Here is a 24,472-nt window from a genome sequence, read left to right on the forward strand (position 1 = left end):
GGAGAAGGGGGAGGCCTCGCGGCCTCCCCCTTTTTTGCGTTTACGGGGCATAAATGACTCATTTACGCCAGACGATTTAATTCTTTTTTGGTATTGAGCTTTTATTTAAAGAAAATAAAACGAATAACAAGGGCAACTGCTATGGCTGTAATGATCAAAAGCAGGATTGCCAGTCGATGTTGCTTGCGTCGTTTACTTGACGAAACGAAGATTGATTTGCCCTGTTTTGGCGTTTCTAGATAGCGAGCCGAGTTCGTCAAGGTTTGCTTGGGTCGCGGCCCTCTTTGTCGATGAGCGGCGGATGCTTTCATCGGCTCATCCCTATCTGCGCTGTTTTTAGATAATGGTGCGTCTTTCAGATACACAGGGTCACCCGAGGCCACGCCCATATGCTTGCGTCCCGTTTGCGCATCTTCGAGTGTTTGATATCGGTTTCTTGTCACATATTCCGGTCCTGGATCATTGATGGGCTCTTGCGAGATGTGGGGGCGGTGGAATCGAATCGGTTGCGGGCTGGACACTTCGTCCTGCTCCGGCATAAGCGTGTTTTCCTGTTTTTGATCGTCCATGATGCCCTTTAGCTCGTTACCAACAACGTGTACGCGCTCATTGTAAGCCCCTTGTTATTTGTAGCTGCGAACATACTCGTTATTTAAGCTCTGGTTCAAAGAACCTTAACCTTACTAAAACTTGAGTCATACACACTTAGATATGCTTATAGTACTGGACTCAAAAAACTTTAAGTCGATGTATATCTAAGCACTGTGTGGGCATATATAAGAGCGTCAAAAGAAGTCCCAGTCACCTAGAAGATGGCTCGGCAGTCCTAAAAGGAGTGGTAAACATGGCAAGCATGGTTCCTTATCGTTCGGTTTTTGGCGTTCGTCCTTCTGCTAGCTCGCTGTTCGATCTGTTTGATGATATGACCGACCTTGCAAACAACTCGATTGCTTCCAAGGCGTTCCCCGTTGATGTCGAGGACAAGGGCGATGGTTATGAGGTCAAGGCGTATCTGACCGGCGTGGCTAAGGATGACATCGATGTTGAGCTTAATGAAGGCCGTCTGTCCATTAGCGTGAACGTTGTGGAGGACGAGGAGAACGAGGGCAAGAACTTCCTGCAGAAGGAGTTCAGCTCGTACAGCGCGACGCGTGGCGTGTATCTCAAGGACGCTTCGAGCGAGGGCCTCTCGGCTAAGTATGCTGACGGCATCCTGACCGTAACGGTTCCCAAGATCGTCGAGAAGAAGAACGTTACGAAGATCTCCATCGACTAACTTCGTTGGTGCTCCGCGCTATTAAAAGACAACAAAAGGGGCTGGGAAGCGATTCCCGGCCCCTTTTGCTGTCTAGGACAGACTATTGAATGGTTGCTGGTCGATGCTGGCTTGCGGGGCGTATCGAGAGTTTTCGCGATCCTTGGAGAAGGGTGGCGGAACTGCCGACCTCGTCATCCAGGGTTGCGGCTAGAGCTTTGGCATAGCTTTTGACGGTAAGGCTCGGGCGATTGTTATCTTGGCTGATATGCATCGCAATGAGCTGTTCGGTGCGATCGGTGACGAGCCCACGCGCTGCGTCGGCGGCTTGGTCGTTAGAGAGATGGCCTTTTGCAGATAAAATTCGCTCTTGGAGGAAGCGGGGGTAATCCCCTTGGCGCAGCATGGCCACATCGTGGTTGCTCTCGAGTGCAAGAACTCGGCAGTCTTCGAGGGTGTCTATAGCTTGTTTGGTTAGCTCTCCGGTGTCGGTGGCAAAGCCAATGGAGTCATCGAAAGTGTCGAATCGATAACCGACAGGATTGATGACATCATGCGATGTTGGGTAGGTTCGCACGCGGATGCCGGCAATGGAAAGCGTGTCGCCGGGGTCAAATTCCTCTACGGGTAGATGTGCGAGGGTTTCTTTGCACGAAAGCGTGCCCCTGCTGGCAAAGAGGGGACCATGCCAGTGCTTGCACCATACATCGAGCCCTTTGATGTGGTCGGTGCGCTCATGGGTAATTACAAGCGCGGCAACGTCGTCTGCCGAGAGGCCGAGCTCCGCCATGCGTTTAAGTGTCTCGCGGCGGGACAGGCCATCATCGATCATGATGAGACCTTGCGGCCCCTCGATGAGCGCGCAGTTGCCTTTTGAGCCGCTGCCGAGGATATGAAGGTGCAGGCGAGACATAAGATTCCAAAGGATACAATGGGTGCGGACGAATAGAGGAGGAAGCGAATGCCAACGGTATCTCAGCACTATGGACATCATGCTGCGTCGAGGGCGGATGATTACGCCCTGGCGACGCGGCAGACGGCTGCTCCTGTGGTGCTCATGGTATCAGGTGGTGCGGACTCGACGGCCTTGCTTCTTATGGCATGCACATCAAAGTTGGATATCATGGACGGGCGCGGCGTCGCTTCCATTGCGCGCGAGCGTCTGCACGTACTGCATGTAAATCATCACCTGCGTGGTGAGGCGTCCGATGGCGACGAGGCCTTTGTGCGCGAGCTCTGCGCGCAATATGGCTTGCCGCTGTGTGTTGAGCATGCCTATTTTGATGATGAATCGGGCAATATCGAGGCGGCTGCCCGCGAGGTACGCTATGCCGCGGCACGGAGATACGTTCGTGAGCTCTGCGCCCAGACGGGCGCACCGCGGACGGCGGCCCGCATCTGTACGGCGCACACCTCATCGGACCGCGCGGAAACGTTTTTGATGAATGCGATTAAGGGGTCGGGGCCCGCTGGTCTATCGAGCATTCCACGCCGTCGGAACATCGTGGTACGCCCCTTGCTCGACCTCACGCATGATGAGCTCGTGAACTATCTGCAGGTGCATGGCCAGCTGTGGCGGGAGGATGAGAGCAACGAGGACGTTTCGTACCTGCGCAACTATGTGCGCCACCGGGTGATGCCGGTGGTGGCACAGCGCAACGCGAACGTCTGCAAGACGATTGGTGCCGCTTGCGAGATCCTGGGCGACGAGGATGCGTTTTTGTCTCAGCTTTCGGCTCAGGCGTTTCGAAGCTGCCTGCGCAAGGAAGTGGCGGGTGCGCTGGTCCTCGACGCGCGCCGCCTTGCCGCGGCCGAGGTGGTGATTGCCCGGCGCATCGTACGACTGGCAATTAAGCGCATCGACCCCGATGCTCGGCCGGAGATGCGGCATGTGGAGCGCGTGCTCGCCTGTGTTGCCGAGGGTGCGGGCTCGGTCACACTCCCGGCGGGAATTGATGCGCGCGTGGAGTTTGGAATGCTGGCACTCAAGGCCCCGGTGGCGCGCGAGGGCTTAGTTGCCGACTGGATCTCCGTTCCCGGGCGCCTGTCTTTGGGGGCGGGGCGTATGCTGGTGGCCGAGCCGATGGCCGTTGAGCCGGGATACGATGTCGTGCATCGAGCCCGCGAGCTTGTGGCTGCCGGAGAGGTGGCCGCTATCGTGGATGCGGCGGCCTTGGGCTTTGCCGACCGCGATAGCGATCGGATGCTCGCTGGCTCGTGCGGAGAGATTCCCGCTGAGGCTCGATCGGCGCGCTTGTGGGTGGATAACCCTGTGCCGGGGGATGTGATGTGCCCGCTGGGAATGAGTGGTCGAAGCAAGAAAGTGTCCGACCTGCTCAACGAGGCGCGCATTCCCGTTTCCGAACGCTCTGGCGTGCCCGTGGTAAGAACGGCTCCGGGGGGAGCCGTGGTGTGGGTTGCGGGCGTTCGGGCCGACGAGCGTTTTAAATGCACGGCCGCAACGCGCGTGGCATATCTGCTCCGCGTAGTCGATGCGGAATAGCGCCTTGCGCCTACTATTCTGTGCGACGTTGACGGTATTCCCGCGCTGATGGCGCACGGGCTGGTAAATATACCCCGTGCGCTGCTAGAATGTGTAGTTCGCGTCCATACGGCGGTGTGTGGGCGATAAGCACAAGAAAGGGTTGTCATGGCTTCTCAACATCCGGATATCGAGAAGGTTCTGTTTACGCAGGAGGATATCGACGGTATCGTTTCTCGCCTAGGCGAGCAGATTACTCGCGACTACGTGGGTAAGGATCTGGTGCTGATCGCGGTCCTACGCGGCGCCGTGGTCTTTATGGGCGACCTGATGCGCAAGATCGAGCTGCCGACCAACATCGATTTCATGGCTGTTTCGAGCTACGGCGACGGCGTGAAGTCCTCCGGCATCGTGCGTATCATCAAGGACCTGGATATCGACATCCGTGGCCGCGACGTGCTGATCGTCGAGGACATTCTGGACTCGGGCCTGACGCTCAAGTATCTGATGAAGAACCTCGAGAGCCGCAAGCCCGCTTCTCTGGAGGTCGCCGCCTTCCTGTGGAAGGACGTTGAGGACCGTGCCTCGGCCGTCACGCCCAAGTATGTTGGAACCCATTGCCCCGATGCCTTTGTGGTGGGCTACGGCCTCGACTATGCCGAGCGCTATCGTAACCTTCCGTATCTGGGCATTTTGAAACCGGAGGTTTATTCGTAAGATGCCCGACGACCGTAACGATAACAATTCCCAGACTCCCCGGGAGCCTAAGATCCCGGGGATGCCCGGAGGCAAGAAGCCCACGCGTACGGGCTGGCTGTATTTTATTTTGGCTTGCGCGCTTCTGGGCTACGCCTTCTTTAACATGGGCTCCGGCTTTGCCAATTCCAGCAATACCGTAAAGCTCGCGACGAGCGAGATGGTCAACGCCATTAAGCAGGATCGCGTCGAAGATTTGACCTATACGGTTCAAGACGGAAGCGTGGCGGGTCATTACTGGAAGACAAAAAAGGACAAGGGCGACACGAGCGAGCTCAAGAGCTTCTCCTCGACCTATGTCGGCTCCGATTCTCTTGCCGAGCTTATGGCGGAGCACCCCGATACCAAGTACATCGTCAACACCAATGACCCCGATTTTTGGGGCGACCTGGCGATGAGCGCGCTGCCGACGATCGCCCTGATCGCCATCATGTTCTACTTTATGCGCCAGATGATGGGCGCCAACAACAGGAACATGCAGTTTGGCAAGACCAACGCCAAGACCAACGAGGCAACGCGCCCCAAGGTCAAGTTTGAGGATGTTGCCGGTGTGGACGAGGCGGTCGAGGAGCTCGAGGAGATTCGCGACTTTTTGAGCGATCCGGATCGCTATCGAAAGCTGGGCGCCAAGATTCCGCGCGGCGTGTTGCTGGTTGGCCCTCCGGGTACTGGTAAGACCCTGCTGGCCAAGGCCGTTGCCGGCGAGGCGGGCGTGCCGTTCTTTAGCATCTCGGGTTCCGACTTTGTCGAGATGTTCGTGGGCGTCGGCGCCAGCCGCGTGCGCGACCTCTTTAAGGAGGCCAAGTCCCAGGCCCCGTCGATCATCTTCATCGATGAGATCGATGCCGTGGGACGTCAGCGCGGAGCCGGCTTGGGCGGCGGTCACGACGAGCGCGAGCAGACGCTCAACCAGCTGCTGGTCGAGATGGACGGTTTTGAGGAGAGCGAGTCGGTCATCCTGATCGCCGCCACCAACCGCCCCGACATTCTGGATCCGGCGCTGCTGCGTCCCGGCCGTTTTGACCGCCAGGTTACGGTCGACCGTCCGGACGTGAAGGGCCGCGAGCAGATCTTGCGCGTGCATGCCGAGAACAAGCCGATGGACGAGGACGTTAAGTTTGAGAAGCTCGCCCAGATGACCGTTGGCTTTACCGGCGCCGATCTGGCGAACCTGCTCAACGAGTCTGCGCTGCTGGCCGCTCGCCGCCATCGTTCCGTGATATCGATGGACGAGGTCGAGGAGTCGATGGAGCGCGTGATTGCCGGACCGCAGCGCAAGGGTCGCGTGATGACCGAAGCCGAGCGCACTACGATTGCCTACCACGAGAGCGGTCACGCCCTGGTTGGTCACATCCTGGAGCACTCCGATCCGGTTCACAAGATTTCGATTGTCAGCCGCGGCCAGGCTTTGGGTTACACGCTGCAGCTTCCGCAGGAGGATCACTTCCTCAAGACTAAGAACGAGATGCTTGACGAGCTTGCCGTGTTCTTGGGCGGCCGCGTTGCCGAGGAGCTCATGTGCGACGACATCACGTCGGGCGCGAGCAACGATCTGGAGCGCGCGACCAAGATGGCGCGCGAGATGGTCACGCGCCTGGGCATGAGCGAGGAGCTGGGCACGCAAGTGTTTGGCGAGGCGCAGCATCAGGTGTTCCTTGGTCGCGATTACGCTGATCACCAGGATTACTCCGAGGAGACGGCGCGTCGCATCGATATCGAGGTTCAGCGCATCATGCGCGAAGCCCATCGCCGTGCGGTCGAGATCCTGGATGCCCGTCGCGATCAGCTCGATCTGATGGCGAACGTGCTGCTCGAGCGCGAGACCGTTGAAGGTGACGCCGTGAATGCCCTGCTCGACAACGAGTGGGACGCCTACCTTGAGCGCGAGGGCGATATCCTGGCGGCCAAGGAGGAGCGCAATGCCAAGGCGGCCGGCATGCCGACCAAGAAGCGCGCGCCTCGTATGAGCGAGGAGGAGCTGGCGGCTGATGCCGCGGCGTTTGCGCAGGCGGCCATGCAGGAGGATGCCGACGTCGCATCTGAGGATGCTGACGATGTCGAGACTGCTGACGCAAAGAAGGCCGACGGCAATACTGACGTCGACGAGTAATCGTTGTCACGAAAGCCTCCGCGGGGAAACCTGCGGAGGCTTTTTCTTTTGAGTGATATGGAGCCATCTGTTGATTGGGGACAGACTTAAATGAGCGTTTTCACGCATTTAAGTCTGTCCCCAATTAACATTGCTGCGGCACTTTGCTCGGCTAAAGCGTACAATAGCGCCTATGCGAAAGGGGAACAGATGATCAACGATACTATGTATGCGCGCGGTGCGGAGAGCTCCATCATCCGCGAGATCTTTAGCTACGGCCTTGAGCGCAAGGCACAGATCGGCGCGGAAAACGTGTTCGATTTCTCACTGGGTAACCCGAGCGTTCCGGCACCTGCCGCCGTGGCTGAGTCCATTAAGAAGGCCTTGGAGCTGCCGAGCGACCAGCTGCATGGATACACGCCTGCACCGGGTCTGCCGCAGTGCCGTACCGCCGTGGCCGAATCGCTCAACCGCCGCTTTGGCACGAGCTATGAGGGCAAGGATGTCTTTATGACGGTGGGTGCGGCGGCTTCGCTCACCTGTACGCTCAACGCGATTACCAATCCGGGCGACGAGGTCATCGTTATCGCTCCGTACTTTCCGGAGTATCGCGTGTGGATTGAGAAGGCCGGCTGTACGTGTGTCGAGGCGCTCGCCGATGAAGATACGTTCCAGCTGAGCGTGGATAACGTGCTCAAGGCGATTACCGATAAGACGGCTGCCGTCATTATCGACTCACCCAACAACCCGACCGGCGCTGTGTATACGCGCGATACCTTGACGCGCCTGGCTAAAGTTTTGTGCGAGGTCAACGCCAAGCGCGATCCCGAGAATCCGATCATGCTGATCTCGGACGAACCGTATCGCGAGATTGTATACGGCGCCGAGGTGCCTTGGGTACCCTCGATTTACGAGCACACCGTTGTGTGCTATTCGTACTCCAAGTCGCTGTCGCTGCCGGGCGAGCGCGTGGGGTGGATCCTGGTTCCCAATACGAATCCTCAGGCAGCTCGTCTAATGCCCACCGTTGCCGGTGCCGCCCGTACGCTGGGCTTCGTGTGCGCTCCGGCGCTCTTCCAGCGCGTGATTATCGACTGCATTGATGAACCGAGCGATGTCGAGGCCTATGCGCGCAACCGCACCGCGCTTACCGATGCACTGGCGGAGTACGGCTACACCTATGTTGAGCCGAATGGCGCGTTCTACCTATGGGTGAAGGCGCTGGAGCCCGATGCGAACGCTTTTTGTGAGCGCGCGAAGAAGTATGAGCTGCTTGCGGTTCCCTCGGACAGCTTTGGCATGCCGGGCTGGTTCCGCTTGGGCTACTGCGTGAGCTACGAGACCATCGTCAATTCGTTGCCTGCCTGGAAGCAACTGGCCGACGAATATCTTTGAAAGTAAAGCGCTCTGCTTACAATGTTTTACGTGAAACGGGGTTTGGTTTTAAGCCAGACCCCGTTGTCTATGCCGTTGTGTGATTGGGATGAAGCAGTTTTACGACTATCGAAGGCTATGCGTACAATGAATATACGCGACGGCCATGCCGGATAAGGAGATCCGATGCCCTACCTGCTTTCTTGTGATATCCATACTCATACGATGTTCTCTGCGCATGCATATTCGACCATTGAGGAGAATGTGTACTGGGCGGCAGAGCGTGGCCTGCAGGTGCTCGGATCTGCCGACCATCTGAGCTCTATGGTTTCGCCTTGCCCCAATGACCTGCGTAGCTACCAGTTCTTTATCAACCAGGATGTCTGGCCTCGCATTTGGAGTGGCGTGCTGGTGTTGCGCGGTGCCGAGGCCGATATCGTTTCGCTGGACGGAAGCCTGTTTGGCGAGGACACTCCTGTCACGCTCGATATTGCCGGCGATCCGTTCAGCCGCCAGCATTCGCTGTTCGATTTGGTTACGCGCAATTTGGATTATTTGGTGGCAAGCGTGCATAATTCACAGATTGCTGAAGGCGCGACGCTGGCCCAGACGACCGAGATGTATATCAATGCCCTGGAGCACCCCAAGGTGTTCATGCTGGGCCACACGGGTCGCGCCGGTGTTCCCTTTGATATCGATGAGGTGCTGTTGGCGGCCAAGGCCAAGCACAAGATTATCGAGATTAACAACCATAGTCTTGAACATGGTACCGATGCCGAGCATTGGGGTGTGTGCCGCAAGATTGCCGAGCGCTGCGCCGAGCTGGGCGTGGGGATTGGCATCTCGACCGACGCGCACATTGGTATGGCGATTGGCAAGCTCGAGCAGGCGCGCAAGATGCTCGACGAGATTCATTTCCCGCTGGACCTGATTGTGACGCGCGATCGCGAGACGCTGCTGCGCGAGATGGCGGCAGCCGGCGTGTGCGACCTGCGCAAGAGCATGTAACGGGCTCATATAGCCAACGAAAGGGGGCGGTCCAGACGGGCCGCCCCCTTTCTTGTGCCGGTAGATTTTAAGGCATGTCCCAAAAATCTACTGGGGTGGGCTAGCGGCGCCCGAGGATCGCTACGGTTTCGGTGTGGTCGGTATGGGGGAACATGTCGACCGGCGTGATCTTGAGCAGGCGATAGCCTCCGTCGAGGAGCTGGTGCAGGTCACGCTCTTGGGTCACGGGGTTGCAGCTGATATAGGTGATGCGGCGCGGCTTGAGTGCGCAGGCGGCTTCGAGGAACTCGGGGGTGGAGCCGGCGCGCGGCGGGTCGATGGAAAGGACGTCGACGCGTTCGTTGTTGTCGGCGGCATCGAGGATGTAGTCGGTGGCGTCGTCGGCCATAAACCAAGCGCTGCGGGTGAGACCGTTGAGCTCGGCATTGCGGCGCGCGTCGGCAATGCCCGCGGGGTTTCGCTCCACACCGAGCAGCATGATGCCAATGCCCTTGTCCTGGGCACCCTTTGCGGCGCAAAGGCCGATGGTGCCGCTGCCGCAGTAGGCATCCATAAGCACGTCGCCCTGGCGCAGGTCCATGCCGTCGATGGCGAGCTGGTAGAGCAGCTCGGTCTGTTGCGGGTTGGTCTGATAGAACGCGGTGGGGGAGATGTCGAAGTCGCAGCCGAGCAGCTGGTCGCGCATGCATTCGGCGCCATGCACGATGCGGGTCTCCTCGCCTAGAATGGCGTTGCCGGGGCGTCCGTTGATGTTTTGGGCAACGGTGACGATATGCGGATCGAGTGCGGCGACGGCCTCAAAGAACTCCTGCGCATACGGCAAGTCGCGCTGAGCGGTCACGAGGGTGACCATAATCTGGTCGGTGCGCCAGCCGCAGCGAACGACGGCATAGCGAAGCAGCCCCAGATGCTTGTCTTCGTTAAAGGCGGGAATGTGCAGACGTTCGGCCTCGCGAGCGATACCGTTGAGAATCTGACGAGCACCCGGCGCCTCGACAGGACACTCGGGTACGGCAACGATCTTGTGCGTGCCGCGCTCAAAGAAACCGCAGCGGACAGCGCCCTCCTTACCGGGAGCAAACGGAGTGGCAGCCTTATGACGAAAACCGCGCGGCGCAGGATATTTGCCCGGGTCGCCTAGGGTGACGCCCATACCGCGAATGGGATCGACGGTTATGCCCTCGCGCTCACAGAGCTCAGCAAACAGTTCCTCCATAGCAGCCTGCTTGGCCGCCAACTGCTTCTTATAAGGACGATTGAGCGCCGTGCACCCACCGCAAGCTTTCATGATCGAACAGGGAGACTTGGGGTCCACAGTCTTGCGCGCAGCCGAAGCCGGATCTTTATGCGAGTGCTTGGGGCGAGTCTGAGATGCCTTATCCCCGCCCCGACGAGAGCCAGAACGCTTGGCCTTAGCCTTGCCCTTGGCCGACTTACCCTTCGCATCCTGAGACGCCTTGGATTTCTTAGAAGATTTTTTCTCCCCCGACCCCTCAGCCGCCTCGATCAAAGCACGACGAGCCTTACGCTCCGCACGAGATTCTGCCATGAATTAACCCCACTATTTAATAAAAGAAAAGTCCGAAGCAATTGTACCGTGCATTCAACGTGCCCGTTTGGAGAGGAGGCTATTTAAGGTTCCGAGCACGTTGTCTCCCGGCTGAGTGGCGCCCGGCGCGGAGTTTAATTTGTCGCGAGTTCCGCACGAACAGGAGGCCACTTAATGTGGCCTCCGTCGTGAGCAGGACTGTAGAGCAGCAAACTTAACCCCTGCCCCGGCACCCGGCGGGCAAATCCTCCCTTGTACTCTATCAAGGTAAAGTGTATGATTCTGAACGTTACATGACTCACTTTACTTAACTAAAGTGCCACCAAGGGGGAATACCATGAATACCGATATGTCTCGTCGTCAGTTTGTTGGTCTAGCCGGCTCGCTCGCCACGGTGCTCGGCCTTGGTCTTGTCGGTTGTGGCGGCGGTGCCGGTAAGGGCTCTGTTGCCGGCTCTGCCGCGGCCAAGGATACGAAGGGTGCCGCGGAGTCCAAGAAGCTCGTGGTGGGCTTTGATAAGTCCTATCCTCCGTACGGCTTTGTGGGCGACGACGGCGAGTACACCGGCTTTGATCTCGATCTGGCCAAGGCTGTTGCCGATAAGCAGGGCTGGGAGGTCAAATACGAGGCCATCGACTGGGATGCCAAGGACACGCTGCTCAACTCGGGCGCCATCAACTGCATCTGGAACGGCTTTACCATGGAGGGCCGCGAGGACGACTACACGTTCTCCGAGCCGTACATGCTCAACGAGCAGGTGCTGGTGGTCAAGAAGGATGCGGGCATCAAGAGCTGGGACGATCTTGCCGGCAAGACCGTGATCACCCAGACCGATTCCGCTGCGCAGGATGTACTCGAGGGCGACCAGAAGGATCTGGCCGCGACGTTTGCCACGCTCGATACCATCGGTGAGTACAACACGGCGTTTATGCAGCTCGAGAGCGGCGCGGTCGATGCCGTGGCTTGCGACCTTTCGATTGCCCAGTATCAGCTCGCCGCCAAGCCCGATGCCTATACGCAGCTCGACAAGCCGCTGTCCAGCGAGCACTACGCCGTTGGCTTTAAGAAGGGCGACACCAAGTCGGCCGATGCTGTAACCGAGTCGCTCAAGGCGCTCTACGAGGACGGCACGGTTAAGGACCTCTGCGACAAGTATGCAGATTACGGTCTTTCCTTCGATAATTGGGTGCTCAAATAACGGCTTTCCCAGGAACCCGATCTTGCCGCTCAAACCCTCCTCGCGTACCAAAGTACGCTTCGTCGGGCTTGTCGCTCGCAGTCTTGGGCACTGCGCCTATTTGAGAATAAGATCCGCTGTTCTGCTGTTGCGAAAGAGAGGGTAGGTTGTCTATCCAAGTCATGATGCAGATGCTTGGCCAGGGATTCTTGGTCAGCTTGCAGCTGTTTGTGCTGACGCTGCTCGGGTCGATTCCACTGGGAATCCCCGTGGCGTTTATGCGCATGAGCAAAATCGCGCCGCTTCGCTGGATTGCGCGCATCTACATTTCGGTCATGCGTGGCACGCCGCTCATGCTGCAGATGTTTGCCATCTACTTTGCCCCGTACTACGTGTTTGGCATCTCGCTCACACCCGATTCCAAATGGACGGCGTGCGTTGTGGCGTTCATCATCAACTACGCCGGCTACTTTGCCGAGATCTATCGATCGGGCCTGCAGTCTATTCCGCGTGGTCAATACGAGGCTGCCGAGGTGCTGGGCTATTCGCGCCTGCAGACATTTTTGTACATTGTGATGCCGCAGGTCGCTAAGCGCATTTTGCCGGCGATGGGCAACGAGATTATCACGCTGGTCAAGGATACGTCGCTGGCATTTGCCATTGGCGTGGGCGAGATGTTCTCGACGGCCAAGGCGCTGGTTGCCTCGCAAGTGAACATGGTGCCGTTTGCAATCGCGGCGCTGATCTACTGGGTCTTTAACTTTGTGGTCGAGATGCTGCTGGGCGCCGCCGAAAAGAAGCTGGACTATTACCATGACTAGATCGTTCCGCCGTTCTAACGAACGGCGGACTGCTCGACGCTGCGCGCGTGCCTGACGGCCAATCTGCTCCTCAAACCGTCGCTTGCGTACAGAAGTACGCGGCGCTCCTCTTTCGGAGCACATTGTCTCGCCAGTCACACGCTCGCTGACTTTTTAAACACATGGAGGCTCCCGTGTCCGGAACGGTAATGAATATATCGAACGCGCGCAAGGCGTTTGGCGGCAATGAGGTTCTCAAGGATATCTCGCTTGAGGTGAAGCGTGGCGAGGTCGTGGCGATTATCGGGCCTTCGGGTGGCGGCAAGTCCACGCTGCTGCGTTGCGCCACACTGCTCGAGACGCTCGACGGAGGCTCGCTCTCGTTTGGCGGCCTTGCCGTCGCGACGGATGCGGGTTCGGGCGCGGTGTATGCGAAGGGCGATGTGCCCAAGCAGGCGCGCTCGCGGTTTGGTCTGGTGTTTCAGAACTACAATCTGTTTCCGCACTATACCGTGATGAAAAACATCACCGACGCGCCGATCCGCGTGCTTAAGCGCCCGCGCGAGCAGGCGGAAGCTCGTGCGCACGAGCTGATTGCTCAGATGGGGCTTGTGGGCAACGAGAACAAGGTGCCGTGCGAGCTTTCGGGCGGCCAGCAGCAGCGCGTGAGTATTGCCCGCGCCCTGGCGCTCGACCCGGAAATCTTGTTCTTTGATGAGCCGACCTCGGCGCTCGATCCAGAGCTGACGGCCGAGGTGCTGCGTGTCATTAAAGACCTTGCGGCGCAGAACATGACGATGGTGATCGTGACCCACGCGATGCAGTTTGCGCGCGATGTTGCCGACCGCGTGGTCTTTATGGACGGCGGCCGTATTGTCGAGGAAGGTCCTGCCGAGCAGGTCATCGACCATCCACGCGAGCAGCGTACCCGCGAGTTCTTGAGCCGTATCGAGGGGTAGGCTCAGCTATTTACTCAACTTTTTAATTGAGGCGAAGCCGCCAGGTCTTACGGCCTGCGGCGGCTTTTATTTGTATCGATGGGGTTTAATAATCGCCTCGCACGTTTGCTCTGGCCTCTCGCCGTCTGTATTCATACGTGCGCCGAAAGGTGTGCATGGACAGGCGGATGCAAGGGTAGGGTGGTGGCATAGGACATTTGGAGGGTGAGTCGGCTCGGCTGCCGACCATGCTGCTCCCGGGACGGCACCGACCGCGAACTCTCCCCGTTGGCGTCGCGCATTGCGCGCGGCCCTGCAAGGAGGTCATCATGGGTGCTCCCAAGACCGGTAACGTAAGGAACGTGGTGCTCGTAGGCCAAGGCGGGGTGGGCAAGACTTCACTCGCCGAGGCCATGCTCCACCTTTCCGGCAAGACCGCCCGCCTGGGCGGCCACGACGGCACCAAGCCCACGCTTGACTATGACCCCGAAGAGGTCAAGCGTGCATTTTCCATCTCGACGACCATTGCGCCGATCGACTGGAAGGGTGCGCGCATCAACGTGCTCGATGCCCCGTGCTATCCCGATTTTATCGGCGACGCCTATGCCGCGATGAGCGTCTGCGAGACGGCTCTGTTTGTTGTCGACGCCGAGGCCGGCCCGCAGCCTACGACGGTTAAGCTCTGGTATGCCGCCGAGGACCTGCGTCTGGCGCGTGCGGTGTTCGTAAACCGTCTGTCGCGTTCCGAGGCCAGCTTTGCGACCACGATGGACCTGCTGCAGGAGCGCTTTGGTGCGCGTCTGGGCGCCGTGACCCTTCCCTGGGGCGAGGGCGAGGACTTTGACGGCATCATCGACCTGGTGCGCATGAAGGCGCGCCATTGCAACGGCGCTGAAGCCGTTGAGTCGGAGATCCCCGAGGAGTATCGTACCCAGGCCGAACAGGCCCACGACCACCTGTGCGAACTCGTTGCCGAGGCCGACGATGAGCTGATGATGAAATACCTGGAAGGCGAGGAGACACTGACGCAGGAAGAGCTTGAGGGCTTGTTGTCCAAGGCGATCGCCGAGCGCATCTTTGTGCCGGTCTTTGCGGGCGATTGCATTAAGGAGCAGGGCGTCAACTCGCTGATGGACGATATTGCCACGTACTTCCCGGCGCCGACGGACTACGGCGAGATGCCGCTTATCGATGGCGATTCGCTCAAGATCTCGAGCGACGATGACCGCCCGGTGGCGTTTGTGTTTAAGACCCTGGCCGATCCGCAGCAGGGTCGCATCAGCTTTATCAAGGTGCTGACGGGTACGCTTGAGCCGGGCCTTGAGCTGGTCAATGCGCGCACGCGCAAGGGCGAGCGTCTGGCTCACCTGTATGTGATGTGCGGCCGCGACATGACCGAGGTCGGGCACGCGTATGCCGGCGATATCATCGTGGCGCCCAAGCTGGCTGCCGAGACGGGCGATACACTCTCGATTACCGGTAAGGTCGAGGCTGCGGCGTTTAAGTTCCCCAACTCGCAGTACCGTATCGCCATCGAAGCCGAGAACCGCGGCGACGAAGAGAAGCTCTACACGTTTATCGAGAAGGCTTGCAAGGCCGATCCGACCATGAGCATCGACCGCGACGAGGAGACCGGCCAGACCATTATCTCCGCCGTGGGTGAGGCGCAGGTTTCGGTCCTGCTCAATCGTCTGGAGGACCGCACCAAGGTCGCTGCCAAGAGCGTGCCGATCCGTATCCCGTATCGCGAGACCATCCGCCGCACGGCAAGTGCCCAGGGTCGTCATAAGAAGCAGACTGGTGGTGCCGGTCAGTATGGTGACTGCTGGCTGCGTGTGGAGCCGATGATTACCGCCGACGGTACGAGCGACGGTTATGAGTTTGTGGACGAGGTCGTGGGCGGCCGCATTCCGCGCTCGCTGATCCCTGCCGTGGATAAGGGTGTTCAGGAGACTATGAAGGACGGCATCATCGCCGGCTACCCGCTCACGGGCATTCGCGTGGCTGTGTACGACGGCTCGTATCACAGCGTCGACTCCAACGAGATGGCGTTCCGCGCGGCGGCCCGCATCGGCCTGCGCAAGGCGTGCGCCGATGCCGACCCGGTGGTGCTGGAGCCCATCGAGGAAATCACGGTGACGATCCCCGAGAGCTACGCCGGCGCCGTGATGGGCGACATCTCGGCCTCGCGTGGTCGCGTGACGGGCATGGAGACCGATGAGCGCGGAGACACCGTGGTCATCGCCCAGGCGCCGCTGGCCGAGCTGACGGATTACTCGACGCGCCTGCGCTCTATCACGCGCGGCACGGGCGACTTTACCATGAAGCCCGCGGGCTATGAGCAGGTGCCTTATGACGTTCAGGCCAAGCTGGTCGAGCGCTATGAGGAGGGCCGCGCCAAGTAGCGTGTGACGTTGCCTGTAACATACGTGCCGATGCAAGGGCCGCTCTGGGTGATCCGGAGCGGCCCTTTTTGATCCCCGGTGGGGTTGCAAATCGGTTCTTGTCGTGGCTCGGGGCTAATCCCCCGAGGCCTGGTTGCGGCCGGTGGCGTAGTCGATCTGCACATGCGGCTGCAGGTTGTAGCAGTACACGTGGAAGCACAGTGTCTTGCCGTGGTCCTCGACCGACTGCGCCTCGAGGCGGACACCGCGGCAGACGAGTTCCTCTTCGTTGTACATGGGCGTGACGCGGTAGAGCACGTGGTTGCCCGTGTCGCGGATATAGCCGAGGATCTGCTCTTCGAAGGGCAACATGCCCGTCTCGTTGAGATAGCGCGTGCCGGTCAGGAGATTTTTGCGGTTGGCGTTTTCGCCGCAGAGCGACCAAGCGATAAGGTGGCAACGGTTATAGAGGCTCTGGCTCGGAATAAAGTCGTAGCGCTGCTGGTGCCATCCGGCGGGGTGGATACGCGAGATATCGCCGCGCTTGCCCTGACCGAGCGATTCGGGTCCTATGCAGGCGAGTGCTTTGCGGGTACGGCCCAGGCTGTCGAGCTTTGAGAACCTCTTAAAGCATCCTTCTTCGGTGGCCCGTTCGTATTCATCGAGCGTGAACGACGGTGTGCCGAGCGGATGCGTGCCGTCGGCGCGAAGGGTAACGTAGGGGTTGCCGGCGTAGTCGGGGATGCTGCTGAGATATACGCCGCGGGCGCGGTCGAGATCGGGGTTTTCGACCTCGTCGATGGGGGTGGCGGCGCTGTCCGCGGAAGCGCCGTCGCCGGTGTCGGTTGCGGCGGAATCGGAGCCATCGCCAGAGTCCTGGCTGTTTTGAGGGTCCGGGGAGCTCGCCGTTCCCGATTCGAGCCGGGCGACCAAGTCCGCTTCGTCGTCGGTGCGGTTGGGGCTCTCGCTTTGCTTCTCGGCCAGAGCCGCCGCCTGCTCATCGCTTTGCGGCGACAACAGCTTGGGCGCTCCGTCGATCGATCCCGTAAACAGCGCAAACCCCAGCACCACGGCGGTGCCGATGGAAAGTACTTGCTTGTAGGCGGACTTGCGCGACATGGGGGCTCCTGGTTAGTCGGTTGCGAATCTACCAGTCTAGCAGGAGACGCCGCAGGTCGTTTCCCAGATAAAACCTGCCAAAATAAACCTGCCCCTTTTTGGTAGGCTATTGATTCATGTAGCGAAAGCCAAATATGATATATACGTTATATACAAGCTGTAAAGCGCGGTAGAGTGACGGTAACGAAGGCCGTGCAAGCCGATGAAGGGACCGATATGATCAAGGCTGTCATTTTTGACATGGACGGAACGCTGGTCGATACCGAGCGTTTGGACGTGAGGGCATGGAAGGTGGGCGCTGCCGAGCTGGGGATTGCGATTGATGATGCGCTGGTCCATCAGTTTATCGGTCGCTCGATGCCTGATGTCAGGGACATCCTTGAGGAGCATTACGGCAGCCGCGAAATCGTCGAGACGGTCGAAGCCCACTACAGGGATGCTCTCGACGAGATGGTCAAGACCGATCTGGAGCTTAAGGCCGGCGCCGCCGAGTGCCTGGACGAACTGCTGGCTGCGGGCTATCACGTGGGCCTTGCGACGTCGTCGCGCCGCGTTGCGGCCGAGCGCAACCTTAAGACGGTCGGCCTCTTTGATAGGTTTGAGACGGTGACCTGCAACGAGGATACCCTGAACGGCAAGCCCGATCCCGAGATCTACCTGCTCGCCTGCGATCGCGCGGGCTTTGCTCCCGAGGAATGCGCCGTGGTCGAGGACTCACGCAACGGCTGCGTCTCAGGCATCACGGCCGGCTGCCATGTCTTTGCCGTTCCCGATATCGTGCCGTTGCCGCAGGACGTGGCGGACGGCTGCGAGGCCGTGCTCGATACGCTGTTCGATCTGACGGCGGCGGTCAGGGCCGTGCGCTAAAGGTATGCGCCGAGGCTGATGACGGTGGCTTCGGCGTGGCCCCGCTTGCGTTTTCCCAGATAAAACCTGCCAAAATAAACCCGTCCTCTTTTGGCGGGTTGGCGGGGTAATGCCCGCCGCAACTTATGGCACGGTTGGGATGTGTACGCTTTAAAGAGCGGAGCCCATGGTTAGAGAGATGCGCTCGTCTCTCTAAACGTCTCTCTAAAGAGAACGTCGGTTAGAGAGATGGCCTTAGGTAATCTAGCAGTGAATTCGATACATCTCTCTAAATTTCTCTCTAAAAGAAGGTGCTCATCTCTCTAAAGTTAGAGAGATATACTAAGCTTTAGAGAGATAAATCTATTGTTTTAGAGAGACGGAATGCCAATGCTGTTGGATGAACCTCTTGGCCTTATCGTTGAGCGCCTTCGCAGGCGGGGGACCGATGACGCATCGGTAGAAGTTAAAGCCTGCACGAATAAATTGAGTGCAGACGTATGGGAGACAGTGAGTGCTTTTGCGAACACTGCGGGCGGGCTCATTATTTTGGGCCTGAACGAAGCCGAAGGATTTGTTCCTTCTGCCAACTTTGCTATCGACAGGGTGCGCGACCAGTTTGTTTCGGGTATCGGAGACGGAGGCTCAGCGGCGGTGGTGACCCATGCGCCACGGTATGAGCTTGATCGAGGCGAGGTCGACGGGCTCCAGGTACTTCTGGTGCGCATCTTTGAACTTGAGCTCAAAGCGAAGCCATGCTATATCGGCGCGCGCGGCGTGCAGAACGGTAGCTACAAGCGCGTGGATGATAAAGATATCAAGATGTCGCCCGCTGAGCTATATGAGCTACAGAGTGCGTTGCTTCCGAGCGATGCAGACGGTACGGTGGTTTCGGAGGCAACAGTCGAGGATTTGGATCCAGATGTCGTGCGGTCCATTATCGCAAATCGCCGGCTGCAGACCCCGCGCGTTTTGCGCGGGGCCGATACGCTGGAAAAGCAGCTGGCCAGACTCAATATCACTACAAAGGATGGAGCTGTGAAGCTCGCGGGGCTGCTGTCGGCGGGAATCTACCCCCAGCAGTTCTATCCTAAGCTGATGATCGATGTCGCCGTTCATTCCGATGTGGAAAAATCTGCTCCTGGGCAACCCCGGTTTATTGACCGCCAGTTGTGCGATGGCCCGATTCCGGCCTGCATCGAAGATGCCCTCGCTGCGATCGGACGAAACTTGCGCAAAGCGGCGATAGTGCGAGGCGCTGGTAGAAGGGAAGATTGGGAAGTACCCCAGGAGGTTTTGCGCGAGGCCTTGGCGAATGCCTGCATCCATCGAGAGTATTCGCCCATGTTTGTGGGGCAGGCCGTGAGCGTCGATATCTACCCAGACAGAATAGAGATCAAAAACCCCGGCGGGCTTTGGGGCGGAAAGACGGTGGACAATCTTGCGGACGGGGAATCGCGCTGCCGAAACCCAAAGCTCATGAGTCTGATGGGGGCGACGCCGTTAGAGCATGCTGAGGGGGCTGTTGCGGAAAGTCAGGGATCTGGCATCCCGGCTATGATTCGCGAGATGGAGTCTCGTTCGCTTGGCAGGCCGAAATTTATCGTTAAGGCCGATTCGTTTACGGTGCTGCTTTCCCGGCACGGGGCGGAGCTTGCTGAAAACCGCACGTGGATTCAGAACCATGTGGGCACCGAGCTGACGGATCGCGAAGAAACATTGCTCATGTTTATGCGGGAGCATGGGTGCGTATGCGATGTTCAAAAAATACGAGAGGCCCTGAAGTGGGATTCGGATGACATTCGCCTGATCTGCGGGGACCTTGTAGATAAACATGCCCTGTCAAAATGCGGCAAAGACACGTTCGAAATTATCGATAGGAACAGAGAACCGTCAGCTTCGACGGCGGATAGGATCCTGGAGGCTCTCAGCGCCGAAGTGGATATGACGGCGCGAGAAATAGCGGTTGCATCGGGGGTCAGAATTTCGTCTGTCCGTTACCATCTGCCAAAAATGGCGGATAAAGGACTCATTGAAGTAATGGGTTCATCGACGAGCCGCAACCGCCGCTATCGGAAGAGGTAGATGTGGCTGAGTCGCCTCTCTAGTGTCTCTCAAAGATAGATGGATGCTAGAGAGGCGGTTGCCCTGCGATATTTCCCCAGATAAAACCTGCCAAAATAAACCTGTCCCTTTTTGGTAGGTTAAACGGCGTAACCTAAAGGTTCATGTTGCCGTGGATGTAGGGGGTGACCTCGGGGGAGATATGGCCGCAGCCTAGGTTGCGCAGCGCAGATTCGATGGCGGCGGGAAGCGGGGCCTTGCCCTCGTCGTTGACCGCGGTACTGCCGAGGGCGGCGATCTTGGCGACGTCTGCCGGCGCGGCCTCGATATGCATGCAGCCGCCGACGAGGCGTGCGCGGACCTGGTCCAGGCCAAGGTCGTGCAGGTAGTCCTCACAGGTGCGGATTGCATCGACCTTCTCGCGCGTGAGCTCCTCGCCCGTGGGGACGCGCGTGGCCAGGCAGGCTCCTGCCGGCAGGTTCCAGACGGGGTATCCCCAGGCGCGCAGCAACTCGCGCTCTTCGTCCTTGGTAAAGCCGACCTCCATAAGCGGCGAGCGCACGCCGAGCTCCTGGGCGGCGCGCATGCCGGGGCGGTAGTCGCCGCGGTCGCTTGCGTTGCTGCCGTCGATGACGGTGGGAAAGCCCAGCGACTTGGCGTGGTTGACGATGGCGGTAAAGCCGGCGTGCTTACAGTGGTAGCAGCGATTAGCATCGTTGCAGGCTACTTGGGGGAGCTGTAACTGATCGACCGAAAGATTGAGCACGGGGAGCTTGAAATGCGGCCCCTCATCGGCCTGCCCGTCAACCGCCCGCTCAAACGAAGCCTGCTCGGGCGTGCCGATGAGCGGCGTGGTGAGGTGAACGAGAAGCGTGTCGGCAGGCATGATGCGGGCGCATACGGCGGCCAAAAAGCTGCTGTCAACGCCGCCGGAAAAGCCGATGGTGACGCGTCCATATGCCAAAAGCAGCTGCTCGAGCGCTGCGAGTTTGTCCTGAAGCCCCTCTGCAGGTGCGGTGGTGTCTGAAAGCATGAATCGATCCTTGCCGTTGAGTACTCGGTCGAAAACTATAATCCTACCGAGCCGCTTGTCATAAGACTTCTATCTATGTAACGAAAGCGCAATATGCTATATACGTTATATACAAGTTTGTAAAGTGCGGTAGAGTGGCAGTAATGCAATCCGGTGAGGGGACCGATATGATCAATGCCGTTATTTTTGACATGGACGGAACGCTGGTCGATACCGAGCGTTTGGGTATCAAGGCGTGGAAGGCGGGCGCGGCCGAGCTGGGATTCGCGATTGATGATGCGCTGATCCATCAGTTTATCGGTCGTACGCTGCCCGACGTCATGGGCATCCTTGAGGAGCATTACGACAGCTGCGAAACCGCTGAGGCAATCTATCGTCGCCATAGGGAGATTCGCGACGAGATGGTCAAGACCGACCTGGAGCTTAAGGCCGGCGCCGCCGAGTGCCTCGACGAGCTGCTGGCTGCGGGCTATCACGTGGGCCTCGCGACGTCGTCGCGCCACGTTACCGCCGAGCGCAACCTTAAGATGGTCGGTCTCTTTGACAAGTTTGAAACGGTGACCTGCGGCGATGACGTCGCGCACGGCAAGCCCGATCCCGAGATGTACCTGCTCGCCTGCGAGCGCGCGGGCTTTGCTCCCGAGGAGTGCGCCGTGGTCGAGGACTCACGCAACGGCTGCGTCTCGGGCATCACGGCCGGCTGCCACGTCTTTGCCGTCCCCGATATCGTGCCGCTGCCGCAGGACGTGGTGGATGGCTGCGAGGCCGTGCTCGACACGTTGTTCAATCTGACGGCGGCGGTCAAGGCCGTGTGTTAGCGTTTGTACGTGAGTCGCCATGTCCCGCGCCCGATCCCGCGGGACGGTGGCGGCAACGGCGCCTGCGTGGAGGCGCTGACGCAGCCAGCCCCTCTTATCACGCCAAGATTGCTGTTTTGGCTGATAAGAGGGGCATTGTGCTTTAAGCGACTGGGGCTGCGGCCTTGGTAAGGAGCTGGCGGAGGGTTATGACGCTACAAGTTACTCAAGGAGCCAGTCGATCACGTTGCGCTTGCGGACTCCTTCGTAGTTCGCGTCCGCAAACAGCGTGTCGAGCGTAAGAAGCGTCTTGGGGTAGTTGTCTCGGACTTTCTTAAAGGGGGCCAACTCTCGATTGAGGGTGGTTTCGTCGAGCGTTGTGGCTGAAACCTGAAAATAGGCTGTCTCGTCTGAGTTTAGGGCAACAAAATCGATTTCCCCTCCGTCGATATCGCCCACGTAGACGTCGTATCCACGGCGTAGGAGCTCGAGATAAACAACATTTTCGAGGATATGACCGATATCGCTGCTTTGGGTTTTGACGAGAGCACCTCTAAGTCCAAGGTCAACGGCGTAGTATTTGCCGTTTGTTGAAAGAAGCTGCCGACCGCGCACGTTATAGCGCGGAGCAAAGTACAGCACAAGGCTGTCCGTTAAGCCTTTGAGGTATTTGGCTACGGTTTTCTGGTCGGTTTTGTTGCCGTTGGACGAGAGCGTGTCGGAGATTTTTTTAATCGAGATCCGGTTTCCAATGCTATGGAGTAGGAACTTGGTGATATCGCGCAGGGTCGGGACGTCCGAGACCTTCAGGCGTTCGATAACGTCGCGTATGACGATGGTATCGTAGAGGCTCATAAGATAATCGCGCGCCTGGGGTCCCTGAATACCCGTCTCGGCGATAAAGGGAAAAGAGCCCCTGGTTATGTACTCGTCAAACAACTGCGCGGGAGCCTTTCCGTCATTGGTTTTTGCCGAGCAAAACTCTTTAAAGGATAGGGGCAGCATCTTGAGCTCTACGTAGCGGCCGGAGAGTAAAGTTGCCAGCTCGCTCGAGAGCAGATAAGCGTTGGAACCGGTTATGTAGAGGTCGACATTGTCCTTGATAAAAAGACTGTCGACGGCTTTTTCGAAATGCTCGACGTGCTGTATCTCGTCCAGAAAAACGTAGTTCATCTTATCGGGGACGAGTCTGGCGGAAATGTAGTCGTAGAGTGCTCTATACGACGTAAGCGACTCGAACTCCAGGTCTTCAAAGTTGAGGGATATAACCTGGTCGCCTGTGATTCCATGATCGCGCAGGTAGCTACGGTAGATTTCGAATAGCTTTGATTTGCCGGACCTTCGCACGCCCGAAACGACCTTGATGACGTGTGAGTCTTTCCACGAAATGAGCCAGTCGAGGTACCGTTTGCGATCAATCAGATTCATGAAACCCCTTTCTTGGCGAGAAAAAACTGGAGCAAAATCAATACTTATAGGAAATATCTAAAAATATGGAATTGAGTCTATTTTAACAAAAAAGCTAATGAAAAATGGATTACATTCCATAAATATCCGTAGCCGCAGGTCCGGCTAAACGGGGGGGCATGGGGCCAGTAAAAAACGCCGCAGCGGGCCTGTTTCCGTTGCGGCGTTTTTTTGTTACAAGTAGGCGCCCAGGTTGATGTCGGTTGTCGGGACCATGGGTTGGCCCGTCGGGTGCGGCTTGGCATTTTGGGTGCTTACGCGCTCGAGCAAGAAGGGACGCACGAGCTCCTGACGGTTAATGTCCTCGGTGGCCGTGACCGTGGTGACGGTGCGTGCGGCGGAGCCGATGCGGACTCGTTTGGTCTTGGCGGCAGGTTTATCCTCGATTTGTTCCATGAGCAGCTGTACGCCCTTGCGGCCAATTTCGTAGCCCGGCGGCGCCACGGTGGTAAGGGGAACAGACCCGCTCCATGCAAGGGGGTTGCCGTCGCAGCCGGCCACACGGACCTGCTCGGGGACGAAGATGCCTTTGTCGGTCAGCGCCGAGATAACGCCCGAGGCCAATACGTCGGTCAAGCCGATGACAAAATCGGGGCGCTCGTCAGCAGGGCGTTCGGCAATCTGGGTACCGATGCTGTAGCCGTCGGCTGCGGTATTCCACTCTCCGGCATCGATGACCTCAATTTTGATATCGGGATGCAGGGCAAGTGCTTTGTGGATGCCAAGGACGCGCAGGGTGAGCTGCATAAATGCCGCTCTGCCCACAACGGTGATATGGCGTGCGTCGCGGGCGATGGCGAGCTCGGCGATAATGCGCCCCTGTGCCTCGTTGTCGGTGGCCACGTAGTAACCGGGTTCTGAACAATGGACGTCCAGATGGACGATGGGGACGGGAATCTTGGTCATGGCGGGGTGCCAATCGGGGGACGCCATGGGCTGAACCATGACGCCGGACATCTGCGTGCCCATAAAATAGCGCAGGTAATGGTCCTCGAGAATGTCGTCGTTATCGGCGTTGGCGATGAGCAGGTCGTAACCGTGTTTGCGCGCCTCGTTATGGGCGCCGCTGGCAATTTGGAGCGAGAAGCCGTGGTCGAGGCGGGGGAGAACCAAGCCAAAGGACTTGGTGGTGCCGCCTGCGAGCTGGCGGGCGCTTTGGTTGGGCAGGTAGCCCAGGCGATTGATGGTCTCGTTGATGAGTTTGAGGGTCTCGGGGCGCAGCTTTTCGGGGTGGTTGAGCGCGTTGGATACCGTGCCCAGCGAGACCCCCGCTTCGCGCGCGACGTCGCTGATTTTCACCTTTGCCATAGCGGCCCCTTTGATGCGTTTCAAGT

Annotated in this window: 20 protein-coding genes; 13 read left to right on the plus strand and 7 right to left on the minus strand. The window is 58.6% G+C overall.

Annotated features, from left to right (window positions below; translation table 11 throughout):
• Positions 1-101 precede the first annotated feature (101 nt).
• Positions 102-569 (minus strand): hypothetical protein, encoded by a 468-nt coding sequence (locus DWZ22_RS10165; protein ID WP_117794833.1) that lies wholly within the window; start codon positions 567-569, stop codon positions 102-104.
• A gap of 275 nt (positions 570-844) precedes the next feature.
• On the opposite strand from DWZ22_RS10165, the gene DWZ22_RS09570 reads away from it, so the two are divergent.
• Positions 845-1,276 carry an Hsp20/alpha crystallin family protein gene (locus DWZ22_RS09570; protein ID WP_055251783.1) on the plus strand — a complete coding sequence of 144 codons (432 nt, stop codon included), beginning with the start codon at positions 845-847 and terminating at the stop codon, positions 1,274-1,276.
• Between the two features lie 82 nt (positions 1,277-1,358).
• On the opposite strand, the gene DWZ22_RS09575 is transcribed toward DWZ22_RS09570, so the two are convergent.
• Positions 1,359-2,168 (minus strand): MBL fold metallo-hydrolase, encoded by an 810-nt coding sequence (locus DWZ22_RS09575; RefSeq protein ID WP_118406002.1) that lies wholly within the window; start codon positions 2,166-2,168, stop codon positions 1,359-1,361.
• A gap of 48 nt (positions 2,169-2,216) precedes the next feature.
• Here DWZ22_RS09575 and tilS point away from each other — a divergent pair, with 48 nt between their 5' ends.
• The 5 genes from tilS to DWZ22_RS09600 all read left to right on the plus strand — a co-directional run bounded on the left by tilS (position 2,217) and on the right by DWZ22_RS09600 (position 8,964).
• The gene (gene tilS, locus DWZ22_RS09580; RefSeq protein ID WP_199406605.1) at positions 2,217-3,758 is read left to right on the plus strand and encodes a tRNA lysidine(34) synthetase TilS; all 1,542 of its coding nucleotides are present in this window, start codon (positions 2,217-2,219) and stop codon (positions 3,756-3,758) included.
• Between the two features lie 147 nt (positions 3,759-3,905).
• Positions 3,906-4,454 carry a hypoxanthine phosphoribosyltransferase gene (gene hpt / locus DWZ22_RS09585; protein WP_117734837.1) on the plus strand — a complete coding sequence of 183 codons (549 nt, stop codon included), beginning with the start codon at positions 3,906-3,908 and terminating at the stop codon, positions 4,452-4,454.
• 1 nt (position 4,455) lies between these two features.
• Entirely contained in the window at positions 4,456-6,603 is a 2,148-nt protein-coding gene (ftsH, locus tag DWZ22_RS09590) for an ATP-dependent zinc metalloprotease FtsH (protein ID WP_117763830.1), read from the plus strand.
• A 189-nt stretch (positions 6,604-6,792) separates the two neighbouring features.
• Positions 6,793-7,977: a pyridoxal phosphate-dependent aminotransferase gene (locus DWZ22_RS09595; protein WP_117743429.1), complete on the plus strand. Its 1,185-nt coding sequence runs from the start codon at positions 6,793-6,795 to the stop codon at positions 7,975-7,977.
• Between the two features lie 165 nt (positions 7,978-8,142).
• Positions 8,143-8,964 (plus strand): phosphatase, encoded by an 822-nt coding sequence (locus tag DWZ22_RS09600; protein WP_117734840.1) that lies wholly within the window; start codon positions 8,143-8,145, stop codon positions 8,962-8,964.
• A gap of 100 nt (positions 8,965-9,064) precedes the next feature.
• Here DWZ22_RS09600 and rlmD read toward each other — a convergent pair whose 3' ends face one another.
• Complete coding sequence (rlmD, locus tag DWZ22_RS09605) at positions 9,065-10,513, minus strand: 23S rRNA (uracil(1939)-C(5))-methyltransferase RlmD (protein ID WP_117734841.1); 1,449 nt, start codon at positions 10,511-10,513, stop codon at positions 9,065-9,067.
• A gap of 337 nt (positions 10,514-10,850) precedes the next feature.
• On the opposite strand from rlmD, the gene DWZ22_RS09610 reads away from it, so the two are divergent.
• The 4 genes from DWZ22_RS09610 (at position 10,851) to DWZ22_RS09625 (ending at position 15,833) form a co-directional block, all read left to right on the plus strand.
• Positions 10,851-11,711 (plus strand): transporter substrate-binding domain-containing protein, encoded by an 861-nt coding sequence (locus DWZ22_RS09610; RefSeq protein WP_117743430.1) that lies wholly within the window; start codon positions 10,851-10,853, stop codon positions 11,709-11,711.
• Positions 11,712-11,857: 146 nt separating this feature from the next.
• Positions 11,858-12,511 carry an amino acid ABC transporter permease gene (locus DWZ22_RS09615; protein WP_233505102.1) on the plus strand — a complete coding sequence of 218 codons (654 nt, stop codon included), beginning with the start codon at positions 11,858-11,860 and terminating at the stop codon, positions 12,509-12,511.
• 188 nt (positions 12,512-12,699) lie between these two features.
• On the plus strand, positions 12,700-13,449 hold the full coding sequence (locus DWZ22_RS09620) for an amino acid ABC transporter ATP-binding protein (protein WP_199583493.1): 750 nt from the start codon (positions 12,700-12,702) through the stop codon (positions 13,447-13,449).
• 308 nt (positions 13,450-13,757) lie between these two features.
• Entirely contained in the window at positions 13,758-15,833 is a 2,076-nt protein-coding gene (locus tag DWZ22_RS09625; RefSeq protein ID WP_118406004.1) for a translation factor GTPase family protein, read from the plus strand.
• 114 nt (positions 15,834-15,947) lie between these two features.
• On the opposite strand, the gene DWZ22_RS09630 is transcribed toward DWZ22_RS09625, so the two are convergent.
• On the minus strand, positions 15,948-16,931 hold the full coding sequence (locus tag DWZ22_RS09630; RefSeq protein WP_117743434.1) for a DNA/RNA non-specific endonuclease: 984 nt from the start codon (positions 16,929-16,931) through the stop codon (positions 15,948-15,950).
• 216 nt (positions 16,932-17,147) lie between these two features.
• Here DWZ22_RS09630 and DWZ22_RS09635 point away from each other — a divergent pair, with 216 nt between their 5' ends.
• Together DWZ22_RS09635 and DWZ22_RS09640 are read left to right on the plus strand one after the other, a co-directional pair.
• The gene (locus DWZ22_RS09635; RefSeq protein WP_117734855.1) at positions 17,148-17,798 is read left to right on the plus strand and encodes an HAD family phosphatase; all 651 of its coding nucleotides are present in this window, start codon (positions 17,148-17,150) and stop codon (positions 17,796-17,798) included.
• A gap of 369 nt (positions 17,799-18,167) precedes the next feature.
• The gene (locus DWZ22_RS09640) at positions 18,168-19,862 is read left to right on the plus strand and encodes an ATP-binding protein (protein ID WP_158573324.1); all 1,695 of its coding nucleotides are present in this window, start codon (positions 18,168-18,170) and stop codon (positions 19,860-19,862) included.
• Positions 19,863-19,995: 133 nt separating this feature from the next.
• Here the strand turns inward: DWZ22_RS09640 and DWZ22_RS09645 are convergent, their stop codons facing one another.
• Positions 19,996-20,874: an ATP-dependent sacrificial sulfur transferase LarE gene (locus tag DWZ22_RS09645; protein ID WP_117743436.1), complete on the minus strand. Its 879-nt coding sequence runs from the start codon at positions 20,872-20,874 to the stop codon at positions 19,996-19,998.
• 167 nt (positions 20,875-21,041) lie between these two features.
• Here DWZ22_RS09645 and DWZ22_RS09650 point away from each other — a divergent pair, with 167 nt between their 5' ends.
• The gene (locus tag DWZ22_RS09650; protein WP_158573325.1) at positions 21,042-21,692 is read left to right on the plus strand and encodes an HAD family phosphatase; all 651 of its coding nucleotides are present in this window, start codon (positions 21,042-21,044) and stop codon (positions 21,690-21,692) included.
• 201 nt (positions 21,693-21,893) lie between these two features.
• Here DWZ22_RS09650 and DWZ22_RS09655 read toward each other — a convergent pair whose 3' ends face one another.
• Both DWZ22_RS09655 and DWZ22_RS09660 read right to left on the minus strand, forming a co-directional pair.
• Positions 21,894-23,099: an ATP-binding protein gene (locus DWZ22_RS09655; protein ID WP_117743438.1), complete on the minus strand. Its 1,206-nt coding sequence runs from the start codon at positions 23,097-23,099 to the stop codon at positions 21,894-21,896.
• Positions 23,100-23,312: 213 nt separating this feature from the next.
• Positions 23,313-24,446, minus strand: coding sequence for a LacI family DNA-binding transcriptional regulator (locus DWZ22_RS09660; protein WP_233546490.1), 1,134 nt, complete (start codon positions 24,444-24,446; stop codon positions 23,313-23,315).
• Positions 24,447-24,472 lie beyond the last annotated feature (26 nt).

It is taken from the genome of Collinsella sp. AF31-11, from assembly GCF_003475605.1.
Classification (GTDB): Bacteria; Actinomycetota; Coriobacteriia; order Coriobacteriales; family Coriobacteriaceae; genus Collinsella.

What these genes read in the sequence shown, in the direction of transcription:
- DWZ22_RS10165 (WP_117794833.1), bottom strand. Translation starts at nt 569, where the DNA reads ATGGACGATCAAAAACAGGAAAACACGCTTATGCCGGAGCAGGACGAA.
- DWZ22_RS09570 (WP_055251783.1), top strand. Translation starts at nt 845, where the DNA reads ATGGCAAGCATGGTTCCTTATCGTTCGGTTTTTGGCGTTCGTCCTTCT.
- DWZ22_RS09575 (WP_118406002.1), bottom strand. Translation starts at nt 2,168, where the DNA reads ATGTCTCGCCTGCACCTTCATATCCTCGGCAGCGGCTCAAAAGGCAAC.
- tilS (WP_199406605.1), top strand. Translation starts at nt 2,217, where the DNA reads ATGCCAACGGTATCTCAGCACTATGGACATCATGCTGCGTCGAGGGCG.
- hpt (WP_117734837.1), top strand. Translation starts at nt 3,906, where the DNA reads ATGGCTTCTCAACATCCGGATATCGAGAAGGTTCTGTTTACGCAGGAG.
- ftsH (WP_117763830.1), top strand. Translation starts at nt 4,456, where the DNA reads ATGCCCGACGACCGTAACGATAACAATTCCCAGACTCCCCGGGAGCCT.
- DWZ22_RS09595 (WP_117743429.1), top strand. Translation starts at nt 6,793, where the DNA reads ATGATCAACGATACTATGTATGCGCGCGGTGCGGAGAGCTCCATCATC.
- DWZ22_RS09600 (WP_117734840.1), top strand. Translation starts at nt 8,143, where the DNA reads ATGCCCTACCTGCTTTCTTGTGATATCCATACTCATACGATGTTCTCT.
- rlmD (WP_117734841.1), bottom strand. Translation starts at nt 10,513, where the DNA reads ATGGCAGAATCTCGTGCGGAGCGTAAGGCTCGTCGTGCTTTGATCGAG.
- DWZ22_RS09610 (WP_117743430.1), top strand. Translation starts at nt 10,851, where the DNA reads ATGAATACCGATATGTCTCGTCGTCAGTTTGTTGGTCTAGCCGGCTCG.
- DWZ22_RS09620 (WP_199583493.1), top strand. Translation starts at nt 12,700, where the DNA reads ATGAATATATCGAACGCGCGCAAGGCGTTTGGCGGCAATGAGGTTCTC.
- DWZ22_RS09625 (WP_118406004.1), top strand. Translation starts at nt 13,758, where the DNA reads ATGGGTGCTCCCAAGACCGGTAACGTAAGGAACGTGGTGCTCGTAGGC.
- DWZ22_RS09630 (WP_117743434.1), bottom strand. Translation starts at nt 16,931, where the DNA reads ATGTCGCGCAAGTCCGCCTACAAGCAAGTACTTTCCATCGGCACCGCC.
- DWZ22_RS09635 (WP_117734855.1), top strand. Translation starts at nt 17,148, where the DNA reads ATGATCAAGGCTGTCATTTTTGACATGGACGGAACGCTGGTCGATACC.
- DWZ22_RS09640 (WP_158573324.1), top strand. Translation starts at nt 18,168, where the DNA reads ATGCTGTTGGATGAACCTCTTGGCCTTATCGTTGAGCGCCTTCGCAGG.
- DWZ22_RS09645 (WP_117743436.1), bottom strand. Translation starts at nt 20,874, where the DNA reads ATGCTTTCAGACACCACCGCACCTGCAGAGGGGCTTCAGGACAAACTC.
- DWZ22_RS09650 (WP_158573325.1), top strand. Translation starts at nt 21,042, where the DNA reads ATGATCAATGCCGTTATTTTTGACATGGACGGAACGCTGGTCGATACC.
- DWZ22_RS09655 (WP_117743438.1), bottom strand. Translation starts at nt 23,099, where the DNA reads ATGAATCTGATTGATCGCAAACGGTACCTCGACTGGCTCATTTCGTGG.
- DWZ22_RS09660 (WP_233546490.1), bottom strand. Translation starts at nt 24,446, where the DNA reads ATGGCAAAGGTGAAAATCAGCGACGTCGCGCGCGAAGCGGGGGTCTCG.